14 protein-coding genes are annotated in these 15317 nt (G+C 71.2%); 7 read left to right on the top strand and 7 right to left on the bottom strand.

Annotation, left to right across the window (positions count from 1 at the left end; all coding sequences use genetic code 11):
• The first annotated feature begins 2 nt into the window (after nucleotides 1–2).
• From ACFXGX_RS10900 to ACFXGX_RS10890, 3 genes are read left to right on the top strand one after another with little or no spacing between them, the layout of a single operon-like run.
• On the top strand, nucleotides 3–1175 hold the full coding sequence (locus ACFXGX_RS10900; protein ID WP_384787928.1) for a toxic anion resistance protein: 1173 nt from the start codon (nucleotides 3–5) through the stop codon (nucleotides 1173–1175).
• The gene (locus ACFXGX_RS10895) at nucleotides 1172–2713 is read left to right on the top strand and encodes a substrate-binding domain-containing protein (RefSeq protein WP_384787925.1); all 1542 of its coding nucleotides are present in this window, start codon (nucleotides 1172–1174) and stop codon (nucleotides 2711–2713) included. Before ACFXGX_RS10900 ends, ACFXGX_RS10895 begins: the two co-directional genes overlap by 4 nt.
• Nucleotides 2700–3308: a hypothetical protein gene (locus tag ACFXGX_RS10890; RefSeq protein WP_384787922.1), complete on the top strand. Its 609-nt coding sequence runs from the start codon at nucleotides 2700–2702 to the stop codon at nucleotides 3306–3308. The genes ACFXGX_RS10895 and ACFXGX_RS10890 overlap by 14 nt, the downstream gene beginning before the upstream one ends.
• Before the next feature lie 70 nt (nucleotides 3309–3378).
• Here the strand turns inward: ACFXGX_RS10890 and ACFXGX_RS10885 are convergent, their stop codons facing one another.
• The 7 genes from ACFXGX_RS10885 to ACFXGX_RS10855 all read right to left on the bottom strand — a co-directional run bounded on the left by ACFXGX_RS10885 (nucleotide 3379) and on the right by ACFXGX_RS10855 (nucleotide 10993).
• Nucleotides 3379–4554: a hypothetical protein gene (locus tag ACFXGX_RS10885; protein WP_384787919.1), complete on the bottom strand. Its 1176-nt coding sequence runs from the start codon at nucleotides 4552–4554 to the stop codon at nucleotides 3379–3381.
• Nucleotides 4551–5357 carry a PP2C family serine/threonine-protein phosphatase gene (locus ACFXGX_RS10880; protein WP_384787916.1) on the bottom strand — a complete coding sequence of 269 codons (807 nt, stop codon included), beginning with the start codon at nucleotides 5355–5357 and terminating at the stop codon, nucleotides 4551–4553. The genes ACFXGX_RS10885 and ACFXGX_RS10880 overlap by 4 nt, the downstream gene beginning before the upstream one ends.
• Before the next feature lie 27 nt (nucleotides 5358–5384).
• The gene (locus ACFXGX_RS10875; protein WP_384787913.1) at nucleotides 5385–6146 is read right to left on the bottom strand and encodes a hypothetical protein; all 762 of its coding nucleotides are present in this window, start codon (nucleotides 6144–6146) and stop codon (nucleotides 5385–5387) included.
• 17 nt (nucleotides 6147–6163) lie between these two features.
• On the bottom strand, nucleotides 6164–7366 hold the full coding sequence (locus tag ACFXGX_RS10870; RefSeq protein WP_384787909.1) for a hypothetical protein: 1203 nt from the start codon (nucleotides 7364–7366) through the stop codon (nucleotides 6164–6166).
• Nucleotides 7367–7508: 142 nt separating this feature from the next.
• Entirely contained in the window at nucleotides 7509–7973 is a 465-nt protein-coding gene (locus ACFXGX_RS10865; protein WP_355772095.1) for a hypothetical protein, read from the bottom strand.
• The gene (locus ACFXGX_RS10860) at nucleotides 7960–8922 is read right to left on the bottom strand and encodes a serine/threonine-protein kinase (RefSeq protein ID WP_384787905.1); all 963 of its coding nucleotides are present in this window, start codon (nucleotides 8920–8922) and stop codon (nucleotides 7960–7962) included. The genes ACFXGX_RS10865 and ACFXGX_RS10860 overlap by 14 nt, the downstream gene beginning before the upstream one ends.
• Nucleotides 8923–9166: 244 nt before the next feature.
• On the bottom strand, nucleotides 9167–10993 hold the full coding sequence (locus tag ACFXGX_RS10855) for a phosphoenolpyruvate carboxykinase (GTP) (RefSeq protein WP_384787902.1): 1827 nt from the start codon (nucleotides 10991–10993) through the stop codon (nucleotides 9167–9169).
• Nucleotides 10994–11315: 322 nt separating this feature from the next.
• Between ACFXGX_RS10855 and ACFXGX_RS10850 the strand changes: the two genes are divergently transcribed.
• From ACFXGX_RS10850 to ACFXGX_RS10835, 4 genes are all read left to right on the top strand, one after another.
• The gene (locus tag ACFXGX_RS10850) at nucleotides 11316–12029 is read left to right on the top strand and encodes a hemolysin III family protein (RefSeq protein WP_384787899.1); all 714 of its coding nucleotides are present in this window, start codon (nucleotides 11316–11318) and stop codon (nucleotides 12027–12029) included.
• A 199-nt stretch (nucleotides 12030–12228) separates the two neighbouring features.
• Nucleotides 12229–13794, top strand: coding sequence for an MFS transporter (locus ACFXGX_RS10845; RefSeq protein ID WP_384787896.1), 1566 nt, complete (start codon nucleotides 12229–12231; stop codon nucleotides 13792–13794).
• Complete coding sequence (locus tag ACFXGX_RS10840; protein WP_384787893.1) at nucleotides 13791–14462, top strand: TetR/AcrR family transcriptional regulator; 672 nt, start codon at nucleotides 13791–13793, stop codon at nucleotides 14460–14462. Before ACFXGX_RS10845 ends, ACFXGX_RS10840 begins: the two co-directional genes overlap by 4 nt.
• A gap of 4 nt (nucleotides 14463–14466) precedes the next feature.
• Nucleotides 14467–15192, top strand: coding sequence for a Mut7-C RNAse domain-containing protein (locus ACFXGX_RS10835; protein WP_384787890.1), 726 nt, complete (start codon nucleotides 14467–14469; stop codon nucleotides 15190–15192).
• Nucleotides 15193–15317 lie beyond the last annotated feature (125 nt).

Below are 15317 nucleotides of genomic sequence, written 5' to 3'. Positions count from 1 at the left end.
ACATGAGCACCGAAGACACGTTCACCCTCACACCGCCCGAGGCCGTGGCCCCCGTGCCCCGCGAGAAGGCGGGCGGGCTCGTCCCCGTCGACCCGGGGGTGCAGGACGAAATGGCGCGCAGGGCCGCGGAGTACATCGACGGTCTCGCCGTCCTGGACGCCCGCTCCCCCGAATTCGCGGGCAAGGTGGGGGAGATCGCCGGCCTCGGGGCCACCGAGATGCGCGGCGCCGCCGCCCAGTCCAACCGCATGCTGGAACGCACGATCCGCAGCCTGCCCTCCAAGGGCGAGGACGCGCAGTCGCACGTCGCCGGCTCGCTCGTCGAACTCCGGCGCGTGGTCGAGGACCTGGACCCGCGCGACCTGTCCGCGAGCAAGGGCAGGAAGTTCCTGTCCCGGCTGCCGGGCGGCAACAAGCTGCGCGACCACGTCGCCAAGTACGCCTCGGCGCAAGGCACGTTGAACAAGATCGTCGGTTCGCTGCGCGGCGGGCAGGACGAACTGCGCCGGGACAACGCGGCCCTGCAGACCGAACGCGTCCGGCTCTGGGAGACGATGGGCAAGCTCCAGGAGTACGTCGTGCTCACCCAGGCCCTGGACAGCGCGGTCGAGACGCACATCGCGGGAGTCGACGCCGCCGACCCCGCGCAGGCCGACACGCTCCGCTCCGACGTGCTCTTCCCCGTCCGGCAGAAGCACCAGGACCTGCTCACCCAGCTCGCGGTGTGCGCCCAGGGCTATCTGGCGATGGACGTGGTCCGGCGCAACAACGACGAGCTGATCAAGGGCGTCGACCGCGCCGCCACCACCACGGTCTCCGCGCTGCGCATCTCCGTGATGCTCGCCTCCGCCCTCGACAACCAGCGCAAGGTCGTCGAACAGGTCAACGCCCTGCGCGGCACGACGGAGGACCTCATCCGCGGCAACGCCGAGATGCTGTCCACGCAGAGCGGGGAGATCCAGCGCATCGCCGCCGACCCGGCCGTCGGCGCCGAGACCCTGCGCACCGCCTTCCAGGAGATCTACCGCACCCTCGACGCGATCGACACGTACAAGGTCAGGGCGACCGAGACGATGGCCGCGACCGTGGAGTCCCTGACCTCCGAACTCCAGAACGCCGGGGCCTACTTGGAGCGCAGCCGCACGCGGGGCGCCCTGGAAGGCGGGCAGGGATGAGAGCGCTCCGACGGGCGGCCGCCGCCGTCGCCCTGCTCGCCCTGACGGCCTGCACGGCCCAGGGGGAATCACCGTCGGGGGACGACGGGAAGCCGCGGTCCGGCACCCTGCGGGTCCTCGCCTCCAGCGAACTCGGCGACATGAAGCCGGTGCTCGACCGGATCGAGCGGGACACCGGCATCAAGGTCAGGCCCACCTACATGGGCACCCTCGCCGCCGTGGACCTGATCGCGCGGGGCGCGTCGGACGACCGGTACGACGCGCTGTGGCTGTCCTCCAACGCCTATCTGCATCTGCGTCCCGAGGCCGCGAAGAAGGTCGTCTCGGAGACGCCGATCATGTCGAGCCCGGTGGCCATCGGCGTGAAGCCGGCCACGGTGCGCGCCCTCGGCTGGAAGCCGGGGGACGTCACCTGGTCACAGGTGGAGAAGGCCGTGGCGGACGGGAGACTCACGTACGGCATGACCGATCCGGCACGCTCCAACTCCGGTTTCTCCACGCTGATCTCGGTGGCCTCCGCGCTGTCCGGCGCCCAGTCGGCGCTCACGGACGCCGACGTGGCCAAGGCGACACCCCGGCTGCGCGAGTTCTTCAAGGGACAGAAGCTCACGTCGGGTTCGTCGGGCTGGCTCGCCACCGCCTACGAACGCCGCGGCACCGTGGACGCCCTGCTCAACTACGAGTCCGTCCTCAAGGGCGTGAAGGGCCTGACCGTCATCCGCCCGCGCGACGGTGTCGTGACGGCCGACTATCCGCTCTCCTCCCTCGCCGCGTCCTCCAAGGACACCCGCGACACCGTCCGGCGCCTCGCCGAGGCACTGCGCGCGCCCGCCGCCCAGAAGCTGATCACCGAGCGGACCCACCGCCGCCCGGTCGTCGCCTCCATCGCCCCCGCGGCCGGACTCGACACCGGACGACGGCGTGAACTCCCCTTCCCCGGCCGGCGGTCCGTCGCCGACCACCTCCTCGACTCCTACGAGAACAAGCTGCGCCGGCCGTCCCGGACGGTGTATGTCCTCGACACCTCCGGCTCGATGGACGGCGACCGCCTCGACCGGCTCAAGAAGTCCCTCGGCGATCTGACCGGCGACTTCCGCGACCGCGAGGAGGTCACGCTGATGCCGTTCGGCTCGCAGGTCAAGAGCGTCCGCACGCATGTGGTCCGCCCCGAGAACCCGAAGGCCGGGCTCGACGCCATCCGCGAGGACACCCGGGCGCTGAGCGCCGACGGCGGCACCGCGATCTACACCTCGCTGGAGAAGGCGTACGAGCATCTGGGCGCCGACGACGACACGTTCACGTCGATCGTGCTGATGACGGACGGCGAGAACACCGAGGGCGCGAGCCCTTCCGACTTCGACGACTTCTACGGCCGGCTGCCCGGCGGGCAGCGGGAAATCCCGGTCTTCCCCATCCTGTTCGGCGACTCCGACCGCGGCGAGCTCCAGCACATCGCCGACCTGACCGGCGGCCGTCTCTTCGACGCCCAAAAGGGCTCGCTCGACGGCGCCTTCGAGGAGATCCGTGGCTACCAATAAGCTCCTCGGCTTCCTCGAATCGCGCAAGAACCTCACCGGCAGCGCGTGCGGGATCGCCGGACTCGCGCTGACCTTCACCGGTCTCGCGGGCCCGTACTGGCCGGTCGTCGTGGCGGGTCTGTACGGCGCGGGCGCGCTGATCGCGCCGCCGGAGCGCCCGGCCCCGCCCGACTTCCCCGACCCCTCCGCCCAACTTGCGGAACTGCGCGTCGACTTCGGCAAGCTGCGGGAGTACCTGGACGGCGTCGAGCTGCCTCCGGCGGCGGCCGGCCGGCTCACCGAGCTGACCGGGATCCTCACCGCCCTGCTCGACCCGGGCTGGGTCGCCGAGATCCTCGCCCAGGACCCCGAGGGCGTACACGCCCTGTCGCGTGCCGTGCGCCAGGACATCCCGGAAGCGGTCGACACCTTCGTCCGCACCCGGTGGTGGACCCGGCTGGCCCCCGGCACCGAACCGCCCGAGCGCCACCTGGAGCGTCAGCTCACCGTGCTCCAGGAGGAGTCGGACCGGCTGGCGGCGGCCCTGCGCGAGACGGAGGCGCGGCGCCAGGAGTCCCACACCCGCTATCTGGAGGACCGCGGCCGCTCGCAGTGACGGAGGCGGTTCGCGAGGCGCCTCCGCGGTGACCGCGGAGGCGGCTCGCGCTTCCGGCGGCCGAGGCGGCTCAGGCGTTCGCCACGATCACCACCAGGATCACGACCGCCAGGATCAGCAGCGCCACCTTCAGCCCCGTGGGCCACGGCTCGCCCGGCACCGGCACCGGCGGCTGCGGCTGGAACTGCGGCACGCCGGACGCCGGGACCGAAGCCGGAACGTTGAACACGTCGTGCCCCGTGAGCGCCGCCCGGCCGCACCAGGGGCACGAGGACAGATGCGAACCGAACGCGTGCAGCGGACGGGTCGGGCAGACCCGTACGAGCGCGCGTTCCTTGTCCAGGGCGCGCAACCACGCCTCCGCGGAAGGCCGCGTGGACGGGTCCTGCACCCCGGGGCCGAAGGCGGTGCGGGCCAGCGCGAGGAGTTCGGGCGGGAGCACGGAGGGGTCGATGGTGCCGCGCGGGATGACGACCCGCTCCGGGCGCACGACGTAGGAGATGCTGGCGGCGATGTTGTCCTTGACCGTCGACTCGGACGCGCTGTCGTGCGGGACGCCGCCGAAGGGGTGGTTCCCGGCCGTCAGGAGCTGGTAGACGAGGACGGCGAGGGCGAACTCGTCCGTGGCCCGGGTGGCGGGGCCGCCCGCCTGCCGCTCGGGGGACGAGTAGTCGGTGGTGTGCATCAGACAGGGGAACAGCTCCCCGGTCACCGGGTCGTTGAAGGCGATGGAGTCGCAGTCGAGGAAGGTGACGAACCCGTTGGCGTCGACGACGACATTGCTGCTGGAGAAGTCGCCGATGACGAGATCGTCGTAGTGCATGCGCGCCGTCATGAAGGCGAGATTCCAGGCGACGCCGAGCAGGAAGCGCCAGTCGGCCCGGTCGGCGAACAGCTTGAGCCGCTGGGCGCGCGTGAACAGCCCGATGAGCTGGACGTGCTGGGGCTCGCCGAAGCGGCGCATGGCGTAGCCGAGGAACTCGCCCTGCGGTCCGCGCGCCAGCGCGGTCGGCCAGGCCAGTTCGGGTGGCTGGGAGGCGTCGGTGGGACGGGTCACGAGCGGGGACATCGTCAGCATCCGCTTCAGCCGCTGCTCCTCCTTGGGCCCCGGCGGTTCGCGGTACAGCTTGACGACGATGCCGTCGTCGCCGACGACCGGGAAGACGGCCGCCTGGCCGCCGCCCTTCAGGGGCAGCTCGGCGAGGGTCACCGGCTTGCCGTCCAGGAACACCGTGCGCCCGCTCATGGCCGCCCCTTGAGGACGGCCCGCAGCAGGGTCTTGTCGTCGGCGTTGAGCGCGGTGAGCCGGTCGGACCGGAGCAGGGTCCCCAGGCCCTCGTGGGCGCTCGCGGTCACCGGTCCGGGGACGTCCAGGGAGCGGAACACGGCCTCGGCGAAGGACGTGTTCGGGGACAGCGCGCCGCCCGAGGACCGGTTGAGCGCGGCCTGCGCCAGTCCATCGGTGGACAGCAGCACCCCGTCGATCCCCTCGTCGGACACACAGTCGGTGTGCACCCAGCGCGCCGCGTCCGGCGAGGTGAGGAAGACCGTCTCGTTGCTGTACTCGCTGACCGCGGCCGGCTGCGGCAGCAGATGGAACTGCCGCTCACCGTCCTCCGTTCCGGCCCGCAGGACGACGAAGCCGTCCCCCAGGGACAGATGGCCGAGCCAGCCCCGCGCGAGCACGACCACGGTGAGCGTGGTCGCGAAGTCCGCCGCGTCGGGGCCCGTACGGTCCAGGAACACCTTGCACACGTCGTGGAAGGCGTCCCGCAGCAGCTCACGCACCGCCTTGCCGGGGCGCCGGTCCGCCACGGTGGCGGCCCGGCGCGCGAAGTGCTCGGTGGCCAGTTCCACCGCGAGCCGGGCGCCCTCCTCGGAGCGCGGCCGGCTGCCCGCGCCGTCGGCGACGGCGAGGACCGCGACGGACGCCGTCACCGTGTGCCCGCAGGCGTCCTGGCAGGGCTGCCCCTGGCGGCGGTGCCGGTATCCCTCGACGCTCATTCCGTGGATCCGCCACGGCGTTTCCCGCTCGTCGGCTGCGGTCATCACTCAGGAGTCCCATCGGGTCATCGGTCACGATTCCCAGGCCGGGCGCTGTGTCTTGAACTGGCTGAAGATCTTCTCGAAGACCTCGTCGCCCGCGCCCTTCTGCTCGGCGTTGGCGCTCGCGGACATCATCTGGAGCAGTTCGCGGAACGGGAATCCCTGGAGCCGGGCGTTGAACTTCGGCGCGAAGGACCGGAGCACCTGCTCGCCGCGGTCCGTGATGCCGCCGACGCCGATCGCGTACAGCCGGAAGCGGCGGGCCTGCTGCTCGTCGGCGAGGACCGGGATCAACCGGTGCCAGGAGTCGGTGAGATGGCCCGTCGCGTCGGTGGGCAGTCCATCGGTGACGAGGCAGATCTGCGGCCGGTAGTACTGGAGTCCGGAGGCGCGCAGTTCGGCCTTTCGGGCGGCGACGATGTTCATCGACAGTTCGAGTGCCTCGGTCATCAGGGTGACGCCGGCGGCGGCGAGCTGCGGCGGGTGGAACATGTGCGCCGGCACGAAGGGGCTCACGGGCGCGTGCGCGGGCAGGAGCTGGGGTCCGCGCCAGGCGGCGACGCCCTGGCCGCCGAAGGTGACCAGGGCGACCTCGACGCTGTAGCTGAGGCTGACGTCGTCGTGCAGTTCCCGGGTCCACTCCGCGAGCGCGTTGTTGAGCGTCTGGATGGGCTGACCCGCCATCGAGCTGGAGATGTCGAGGCAGAGGACGAGCGGCAGCCGCTGCGCGTTGTTCTCGAACTCGATGTCGGCGTACTCCGCCGGCAGGGTGGGCGGGTAGTCGCTGTGCATGTGGGTCTCTCCTGGTCTCAGGGCCGGGCGGCTTTGGCGTGCCGTCCGGGTGTCGGCGGGAACGCGTAGAGGACGTCGGAGTCCCGCTCCCCGGCCTCGGTGACATCGACGAGTCCGCCGGGCGCGGGCGGCGGCCGGCCCGGCTCGGCCCACACCGCCCGGTACAGCACGTGGTCCACCTCGACATAGCCCTGCGGGTGCAGTTCGGTGCGTACGACGGCGGGCCGGGCGGGGCCCGGTACGTTGCCGACGCGCCGACCGTGGCTGCGGGGCGCCGGCGTGGCCCGGAGGCGGGTGGTGGCCTCGTCGGGCACATGGGCACGGGTGCGGGTGGTGGCCTCGTCGGGCGCGGGGGTACGGGGACGGGTGCGGGGCCGGGGCGCCGTCCCGGCCGGTACGGCACCGACGCCCGGCACGGCGAGCGAGCGCCGGGACAGCGTGCCGACGGCGACGGACCGGGCGGAGCGGCGGATCAGGAAGAGCAGGATGCCGAGCAGCAGGACGAGCACGGCGCACAGGACGGTGAGCACCGCGGTGGCGGTGTCCCAGCCGGCGTCGGCGCCCTGATCGGTGGAGGTTCCGGGGTCCCGGCCGGTGTTGCCGACGTTCCCGGTGTCCTGTTCCTGCCCCTGCCCCTGCCCCTGCGTCTGGCTCTGCCCCTGGCCTTGGCCCTGCCCCTGTTGCCCGGTGGCGGTCTCGTCACCGCCGGGGTTCGCGGACGAGCCGGCTCCGGAGCCGCTGACGGTCTCCGCGCGGGAGAGGCCGGTGGCCAGGTCGAAACGGACCAGCTCGGCCCCGGTCAGTCGCCCCTTGGCGAGCCGGGCGCACAGGTCGTCCGCCTTCCGGGGGTTGCAGGCCTTGCGGTCGGCGAGTTCTTTCACGGTGTCGGGCTTCAGCTGGTCGATGACGGCGTCGTCCGCGACGAACCTGTGGTCGTGGTCCGCGAGCACGAGGAGTGCCGATCCGCCCTCGCCGGTGTGGACGCCCGACGGCACCTCGACCAGGAGACTCCGGCTCCGGTCCGCCAGGGTCTGCTCGAAGCGCTCGCGGTTCGCGGCCCTGCCGTCGAACGGCAGGCTCCGGTCGACGGTGACGCGGACCGTGCCCTCGTCGGTCGAGCGGGCCCAGCAGGCGAGACGCTGCTCGAAGGTGCCGCCGCACGGCTCGGCCGCCGTGGCCGGGATCGCCGGAGCCAACGCGGCCATGAGCCCGGAAAGCATGATGAGGGAAAGCGAACGCCGCATGAAAAAGACCCCCCGTGGCCCTGACACAACACCCCCGTGGCCCTGAAAGGCACTCGCCCATAGTGGCGGAAACCGGCGGGCGTCCGGAAGGGTTTGAGAAACGCGGGGGACGTCACTTCTACAACTCGAACACCTGATGGCATCGGGTGAACATCTGTCTCGCCCGCTCCACCCAATCACTGGCCAAAGCATCGAAATCTGTTTGCGTCATTCGACAGGTCAGGGGAAGGTCGCACACACCCGCGAGACAGGGGCGCGGCCCCCGTACGTCCCACACGGACAGCATGGGATGGAGCTGTTCGGTGTTCCACGCGTTCGACGCGGCGGCGGCGAGAGCCAGTTGGTCCTTGCGCAGGAAATGCCCGTCGGTGGCGAATGCGACCAGCAGTCTCTTGGTCGTCATGAACCGGACGGTAACCATCCGGCCCGTTTCCTCCAGGTCGAATCGCATGGAGACGGAAACGGTGTCGGTCACCGTGTGGAAATTCCGTCTCGCCACCCACGTCTGCACCAACTGCCGCCAGTGCGTTCCGATTTCGAGGATCTCCCGGTTCCGGCCGGAAAAGGAGTCAGGCGTCGCCACGGCCCACCGCCTCGGCGACCATCGCGTCGGTCAGTCCGGCGTCGAGCAGCGCCTGGGCGTGTGACAGCAGACAGGAGGGTACGGACACGCTGGAGCTCTCCTTGCGGCGCTTCATCAGATCCTGGGTGCGCACCCTGATGGTGTGGGCGACGGTGGGCGGCGGCCAGTCGGCCTGCCGGGGTTCCTGCTCCAGCAGCCCGGCCAGGAGCTGCGCCGGCCGGGGCCGGTCCTCGGGACGCTTCGCCAGACAGCGGGCGACCAGTTCCCGCATCGGGCCCGCGATGCCGTCGAGTTCGGGGTCGTCGAAGGCCACGCGGTGGCGCACGGCCTCTCCGCCGCCGTGCGGCGGACGTCCGGTGAGCGCGTACACCAGGACCCCGCCGAGGGAGAAGACGTCGCTCTCCGGGCCCACCTTGGCGCCCCTGATCTGCTCGGGGGACATGTAGGGCGGGGTGCCGACGACGACGCCGACCTGGGTGAGGCCGGGGGCGCCGTCCACACGGGAGATCCCGAAGTCGATGACGCGCGGGCCGTCGGAGGCGAGGAGCACGTTGGCCGGTTTGAGGTCCCGGTGCACGACGCGTGCGGCGTGGATGGCCTGCAGCGCCTCGACCAGGCCCGCGCCGAGCCGCCGTACCTGCGGCTCGGGCAGGGGTCCGTCGGTGCGGACCGCCTCGGCGAGCGAGGGACCGGCCACGTACAGGGTGGCCAGCCACGGCAGTTCGGCCTCGGTGTCGGCGTCGACCACGGCCGCGGTGTAGGCGCCGCTGACCACGCGCGCCGCGGCGACCTCGCGCGCGAAGCGCTCCCGGAACTCGCGCTCCGCGGCCAGTTCGGGCCGCACCACCTTGACCGCGACCTCACGCCCGGCGGGCGAGCGGCCGAGATACACCCATCCCATGCCACCGGAGCCGAGCCGGCCCACGATGCGGTACGGACCGATCTTCATGGGGTCACTGACAGGCGTACGCACCCCGCCCACCTCATTTCGGGGTCCAGTGCAGGATGTCAGGAGTGTCCCTCGAAATCCGCGCTTTTTCAGCCGTTCCGGCACGGGCGGGGCACGGGGGACGAGAAAGCCGGGGTCCCGCGCGGATGTGCGCGGAACCCCGGCGGGTGCGGTCACCGCGGCCGACCGCCGCAACGGTCGCAGGTCAGGGCAACTCGGGTCGGCCGCGGAGTGGTTGAGGGCGTCAGCCCAGGCGCTGCACCAGTGCGCGGTACTCGTCCCACAGCTCCGTCGGCGTGTGCTCGCCGAAGGTGTTGAGGTGCTCGGGGACCAGGGCGGCCTCCTCGCGCCAGACCTCCTTGTCGACCGTGAGCAGGAAGTCGAGGTCGTCGTCGGCCAGTCCGAGGCCGTCGGTGTCGAGGGACTCCCGGGTCGGCAGGACGCCGATCGGGGTCTCGACGCCCTCGGCCTTGCCTTCGAGGCGCTCGACGATCCACTTCAGGACGCGGCTGTTCTCGCCGAAGCCGGGCCAGACGAACTTGCCCGCGTCGTTCTTGCGGAACCAGTTCACGTAGTAGATCTTCGGGAGCTTCGACTGGTCCTTGTCCTTGGCGACGTCGACCCAGTGCCCCATGTAGTCGCCCATGTTGTAGCCGCAGAACGGCAGCATGGCGAAGGGGTCGCGGCGCAGCTCGCCGACCTTGCCCTCGGCGGCGGCGGTCTTCTCGGAGGCGACGTTCGCGCCGAGGAAGACACCGTGGTTCCAGTCGAAGGACTCCGTCACCAGCGGGACGGCGGTGGCGCGGCGGCCGCCGAAGAGGATCGCCGAGATCGGCACGCCCTTGGGGTCCTCCCACTCGGGCGCGATGATCGGGCACTGCGAGGCGGGCGTCGTGAAGCGGGCGTTGGGGTGCGCGGCGGGCGTGCCGGACTCCGGGGTCCAGTCGTTGCCCTTCCAGTCGGTCAGGTGGGCCGGAGTCTCCTCCGTCATGCCCTCCCACCAGATGTCGTTGTCGTCGGTGAGCGCGACGTTGGTGAAGACGGAGTTGCCCCACAGCGTCTTCATCGCGTTGGCGTTGGTGTGCTCGCCGGTGCCGGGAGCGACACCGAAGAAGCCGGCCTCGGGGTTGATCGCGTAGAGACGGCCGTCCTCGCCGAACCGCATCCAGGCGATGTCGTCACCGATGGTCTCGACCGTCCAGCCGGAGATCGTGGGCTCCAGCATCGCGAGGTTGGTCTTGCCGCAGGCGCTCGGGAAGGCGGCGGCGACGTACTTCGACTCGCCCTGCGGCGGCGTCAGCTTGAGGATCAGCATGTGCTCGGCGAGCCAGCCCTCGTCGCGCGCCATCACGGAGGCTATGCGCAGGGCGTAGCACTTCTTGCCGAGGAGCGCGTTGCCGCCGTAGCCGGAGCCGTACGACCAGATCTCGCGGGTCTCGGGGAAGTGGGAGATGTACTTCGTGGAGTTGCAGGGCCACGGCACGTCCGCCTCGCCCTCGGCCAGCGGTGCTCCGAGCGTGTGCACAGCACGCACGAAGAACCCGTCGGTGCCGAGTTCGTCCAGGACCGGCTGTCCCATGCGGGTCATGGTGCGCATGGACACGGCGACGTAGGCGGAGTCGGTGATCTCGACGCCGATCGCGGAGAGGTCGGAGCCGAGCGGGCCCATGCAGAACGGGACGACGTACATCGTGCGGCCGCGCATCGAGCCGCGGAAGACGCCGCCCTCACCGCCCTGGCCCTGGAAGATCTCCCGCATCTCTGCGGGGGCCTTCCAGTGGTTGGTCGGGCCCGCGTCCTCCTCCTTGTCGGAGCAGATGAACGTCCGGTCCTCGACCCGCGCGACATCGGTCGGGTCGGAGGCCGCGTAGTAGGAGTTGGGGCGCTTGATCGGGTCGAGCTTCTTGAAGGTGCCCTTGCGGACGAGCTCCTCGCTCAGTCGCTCGTACTCGGCCTCGGATCCGTCGCACCAGACCACACTGTCCGGCTCGGTCAGTTCGGCGATCTCGTTGACCCACGAGATCAGTTCCTTGTGGTTGGTCGGGACGGGAGCCGCGATGTCGCGCGCCACGATTGCTCCTAAATGAGGGGTTTTGTTGTTGTGCCCCGTGGGGGCTGCGACCCGGATGCTTCACGGTGATTGAACCCCTGGCGCTCATCCGGTGCCGACCGCACTCATTTGATGATCCGACTGGTGCGCGCATATGTCCAGAGGGCCTCACAACTGAGCGGAGTGAGCATCGCCACTTCCAGGGAGGTTTCCGCCCGCTCACCCCGGGTTCACCGCGAGTACCCCGGCGGCGCCCCCGACGGCGTGAGATCATGGCCACTATTGCGGCACGCTTATGCGGGACTGACGCGTAACTTACGGTTCCGTAGGTACGATTCGGCGCATGACTGCGTCCGTCCCCGACGCGCCAACGGACTCGCCGGCCGCCGGCCAGACGTCTGTCGCGCAATCCTTGTCGGAAGAGATCAAGCCCAAGCTCCGCGGCTGGCTGCACCTCGGCATGTTTCCGGCCGCCCTCGTCTCCGGACTGGTCCTCACCGCCCTGGCGGACTCGACCCGGGGCCGCATCGCCTGCGGAATCTTCGCCCTGACCGCCTGCCTCCTGTTCGGCGTGAGCGCCCTGTACCACCGCGGCGACTGGAGCCCGCGGATGGACGGCGTCCTGCGCAGGCTCGACCACGCGAACATCTTCCTGATCATCGCGGGCACCTACACCCCGCTGACCATGCTCCTGCTGCCCGAGGCCAAGGGGCAGTGGCTCCTGTGGAGCATCTGGGCCGCCGCGGCGGCCGGCATCGCCTTCCGGGTGTTCTGGGTCGGCGCCCCGCGCTGGCTCTACACGCCGTGCTACATCGCGATGGGCTGGGCGGCCGTCTTCTTCCTGCCCGACTTCATGCGCACGGGCGGCATCGCCGTCCTCGTCCTGGTGATCGTCGGCGGGCTGCTCTACAGCGCGGGCGGAGTGATCTACGGGATCAAGAGGCCCAACCCGTCACCGCGCTGGTTCGGATTCCACGAGGTCTTCCACTCGCTGACCCTCGCGGCGTTCATCGTGCACTACGTCGGCATCTCCCTGGTGGCCTACCAGCACGGCTGACCCCCCCCCCCCCCCCCCCCCCCCCCCCGGGGGCCGGGGGCGGGCCCCCCCCGCCCGCGGCCACTGCGCGTTTTCCGGCCACCGTCCGGCCACCGTGAGCCGTCGCACGGCCATCGCGCTCCGCCGCGACGACACCCGCCACCAGCTGAAAGCCGTACTTGATTGACATCCAACCTCTTTTGAGAGTTACTCTCATTTCATGGTGACTCTCACTCAGGACGGCGCCCTTCGGCGCGACCCCCGACGCTGGTGGGCCCTCGGGGCCCTGGTCGCGAGCATGCTCGTGCTCGGCTTCGACATGACGATCCTCAACGTGGCACTGCCGACGATGGCCCGGGACCTGGGCGCGTCCACCGGTGAGCAGCAGTGGATGGCCGACGCGTACGTCGTCGTCTTCGCCTCGCTGATGCTCCCGGCGGGACTGCTCGGTGACCGCTTCGGGCGGCGCCGGATGCTCATCACCGGGCTCGTGGTCTTTCTGGCCGGCTCCCTGGCGGGCGCCCTCGTCGACGACGTCACCTGGGTGATCGCCGCCCGGGCCCTGATGGGCGTCGGCGGCGCGCTCGTGATGCCGCTCGCGCTCGCCGTACTGCCCTCGCTGTTCGGGCCCGACGAGCGCACCAAGGCGGTCGGAGCCGTCTCCGCCGCCTCGGCGCTGGGTCTGCCGCTCGGCCCGATCATCGGCGGCTGGCTGCTGAACCACTTCTGGTGGGGATCCGTCTTCCTGGTCAACGTGCCGATGGCCGCCATCGGCATCACGGCTTGCGTCCTCCTGCTCCCCGAGACCCGCGACCCCGCCTCACCCCGGGTGGACGCCCTCTCCACCGCGCTCACCGCGATCGGTCTCAGCGTCCTCGTCTACGCGATCATCGAAGCCCCGTCCCGCGGCTGGGGCGACCCGCTCGTCCTCGGCTGCTTCACCACCGCCGTCGTCCTGATCACCCTGCTCGTCGTCCGCGAACGCCGCAGCGCCCGCCCGATGCTCGACCTGGCCCTGCTCGCCCAGCGCGGCTTCCTGCTCAACACCCTCGCCGCGACGCTCGTCATGTTCGTCCTGTCCGGCCTGATGTTCGTCCTGCCGCAGTACCTCCAGGCGGTCCTCGGCAACGACGCCCTCGCGACCGGCGTCCGTCTGCTGCCGATGATGGGCGGGCTGCTGATCGCCTCCCGGGGCGCACAGCCGCTGGTCACCCGCTTCGGGCCCCGCGCGGTGATCAGCGCGGGTCTCGTCGTCCTCTCCTTCGCCGCGTTCCTCGGCAGCCGTACGACCGTCGACGACGGGTACGGGGCGACCGCCCTGTGGCTGACCGTGGCCGGACTCGGCTTCGGCTTCGCCGTGGTGCCCGCGATGTCCACCGCCCTCGGCGCACTCCCCCGCGACCGGGCCGGCAGCGGCTCCGGACTGCTGATGACGGTCCGCCAGGTGGGCAGCGCGATCGGCATCGCCCTGCTCGGCTCCCTGCTCGCGAGCACCTACGCCGACCGGCTCGACACCTCAGCGCTGCCGCGCGCCGCAGCGCGGGCCGCCGACGACTCGGTGGTCGGCGCCCATGTCGTCGCCGGCCGGCTCGGCGACCGGGCTCTCGAAGCCTCCGCGAACGCCGCGTACATCCACGGCATGGACCTGGTCCTGCTGGTCAGCGGGATCGCGGCGCTGGTCACCGCCCTGCTGGCGGCGGCCCTGCTGCCGAACCCGCCGCGGTCCGCCCCCACGTCCGAGGAGGGCACCGACATGGCACCGGCCACGGCCGATGCCGGACAATGAGACGCATGGCCGCCACCGCACAGAGTTCCACTCCCGCCGCGGAGCCCCAGCCGGGGCTCCGCGAACGGAAGAAGATCAAGACCCGCATCGCGATCCGCGAGGCGACATACCGGCTGATAGAGCGGCAGGGGTACGACGCCACGACGATCGAGCAGATCGCGGAGGCGGCCGAGGTCTCCCCCTCCACGGTGTTCCGTTACTTCCCCACCAAGGAGGACATCGTCCTCACGGACGAGTACGACCCGCTCCTCGAACAGGAGCTGCGTGAACGCCCCGCGGACGAGCCGTGGTTCGACTCCCTGCGTCATGTGCTCAGGAAGGCCGTCGGCATCGGTACCGCGGAGGATCCCGAGGTCAGCAGGCTCCGCACACGGCTGATGGTCGAGGTGCCCGCGGTGCGTTCGCGGATGATGGAGAGCATGTCCGTCACCGGGCGGCTGCTGAGCCGGGCCATCGGGGAGCGCTCGGGCCGGGACCCGGACAGCCTGGAGGTCCGTGTCTTCGCGATGTCGCTGATCGGCGGCCTGATGGAGACCTCCCTGTACTGGGCCGAGACCGGCCAGGGGGACGACCTCGCCGATCTCGTCGAACGCGCCGTGAACGTCCTGGAGCACGGTCTGCCGCCGCGAAACCCGCAGGACCGGGGCACACCCCGCATGACATCCTGACCGCGTGAACGGACCGGAGATCCACATCGAATTCGCCCCCGAACTGGGGCTGTTCGTCCCGCACGCCCGCCGCTCCGGGGTCACCCCCGTCGGCACCGACGGCTCCTCCACCCTCGGTCATGTCGTCGAGTCGCTGGGTGTCCCGCTGACGGAGGTCGGCGCCCTGGTCGTGGACGGGCGCGAGGTGCCCTTCTCGCACATCCCGGCCGCGGACGAGTCCGTACGGGTCCGCGCCGTCGAACGCCCCCAGCGGGTGCCCGGCGCCCCGCTGCGCTTCCTCCTGGACGTCCATCTCGGGACCCTCGCCCGCCGGATGCGTCTGCTCGGCGTCGACACGGCGTACGAGTCCACCGACATCGGCGACCCGGCGCTCGCCGCCCGTTCGGCGGCCGAGCGGCGCGTCCTGCTCAGCCGCGACCGCGGTCTGCTACGGCGCCGCGAACTGTGGGCGGGCGGCTTCGTCTACAGCACCCGCCCCGACGACCAGCTCCGCGACGTGCTGGGCCGGTTCGCGCCCGAGCTGCGGCCCTGGACGCGCTGCACCGCGTGCAACGGCCTGCTCGCCAAGGCCACCAAGGAGCAGGTCGCGGACCAGCTCGAGAGCGGCACCGAGCGGTCGTACGACGTCTTCGCCCAGTGCGCCGAGTGCGGGCGCGCCTACTGGAAGGGCGCGCACCACGACCGGCTGGAGACCGTCGTGGAGCGCGCCCTCGCGGAGTTCGGCACCTGACGGAGGGCCCCCGGGCCCCCCGGACGACGCCTAGGTCGTGTCCGCAAAGTCGCGTCGTCCGCCCGGAGGGCGGGCCCGGCGGCGTCATGGGGGTCCCCCCTGCTCGAGCGGAGCCGAGAGCTCGG

Source organism: Streptomyces sp. NPDC059371 (genome assembly GCF_042751995.1).
Lineage (GTDB): Bacteria > Actinomycetota > Actinomycetes > Streptomycetales > Streptomycetaceae > Streptomyces.
The sequence above is the reverse complement of the archived record's forward strand: the minus strand, read 5'-3'. Positions and strand labels throughout refer to the sequence as shown.

Excerpts from the sequence above, each read along its gene's own strand:
- ACFXGX_RS10880 (WP_384787916.1), bottom strand. The coding sequence starts at position 5,357 with ATGACCGCAGCCGACGAGCGGGAAACGCCGTGGCGGATCCACGGAATG.
- ACFXGX_RS10870 (WP_384787909.1), bottom strand. The coding sequence starts at position 7,366 with ATGCTTTCCGGGCTCATGGCCGCGTTGGCTCCGGCGATCCCGGCCACG.
- ACFXGX_RS10875 (WP_384787913.1), bottom strand. The coding sequence starts at position 6,146 with ATGCACAGCGACTACCCGCCCACCCTGCCGGCGGAGTACGCCGACATC.
- ACFXGX_RS10850 (WP_384787899.1), top strand. The coding sequence starts at position 11,316 with ATGACTGCGTCCGTCCCCGACGCGCCAACGGACTCGCCGGCCGCCGGC.
- ACFXGX_RS10900 (WP_384787928.1), top strand. The coding sequence starts at position 3 with ATGAGCACCGAAGACACGTTCACCCTCACACCGCCCGAGGCCGTGGCC.
- ACFXGX_RS10860 (WP_384787905.1), bottom strand. The coding sequence starts at position 8,922 with ATGAAGATCGGTCCGTACCGCATCGTGGGCCGGCTCGGCTCCGGTGGC.
- ACFXGX_RS10895 (WP_384787925.1), top strand. The coding sequence starts at position 1,172 with ATGAGAGCGCTCCGACGGGCGGCCGCCGCCGTCGCCCTGCTCGCCCTG.
- ACFXGX_RS10885 (WP_384787919.1), bottom strand. The coding sequence starts at position 4,554 with ATGAGCGGGCGCACGGTGTTCCTGGACGGCAAGCCGGTGACCCTCGCC.
- ACFXGX_RS10840 (WP_384787893.1), top strand. The coding sequence starts at position 13,791 with ATGAGACGCATGGCCGCCACCGCACAGAGTTCCACTCCCGCCGCGGAG.
- ACFXGX_RS10845 (WP_384787896.1), top strand. The coding sequence starts at position 12,229 with ATGGTGACTCTCACTCAGGACGGCGCCCTTCGGCGCGACCCCCGACGC.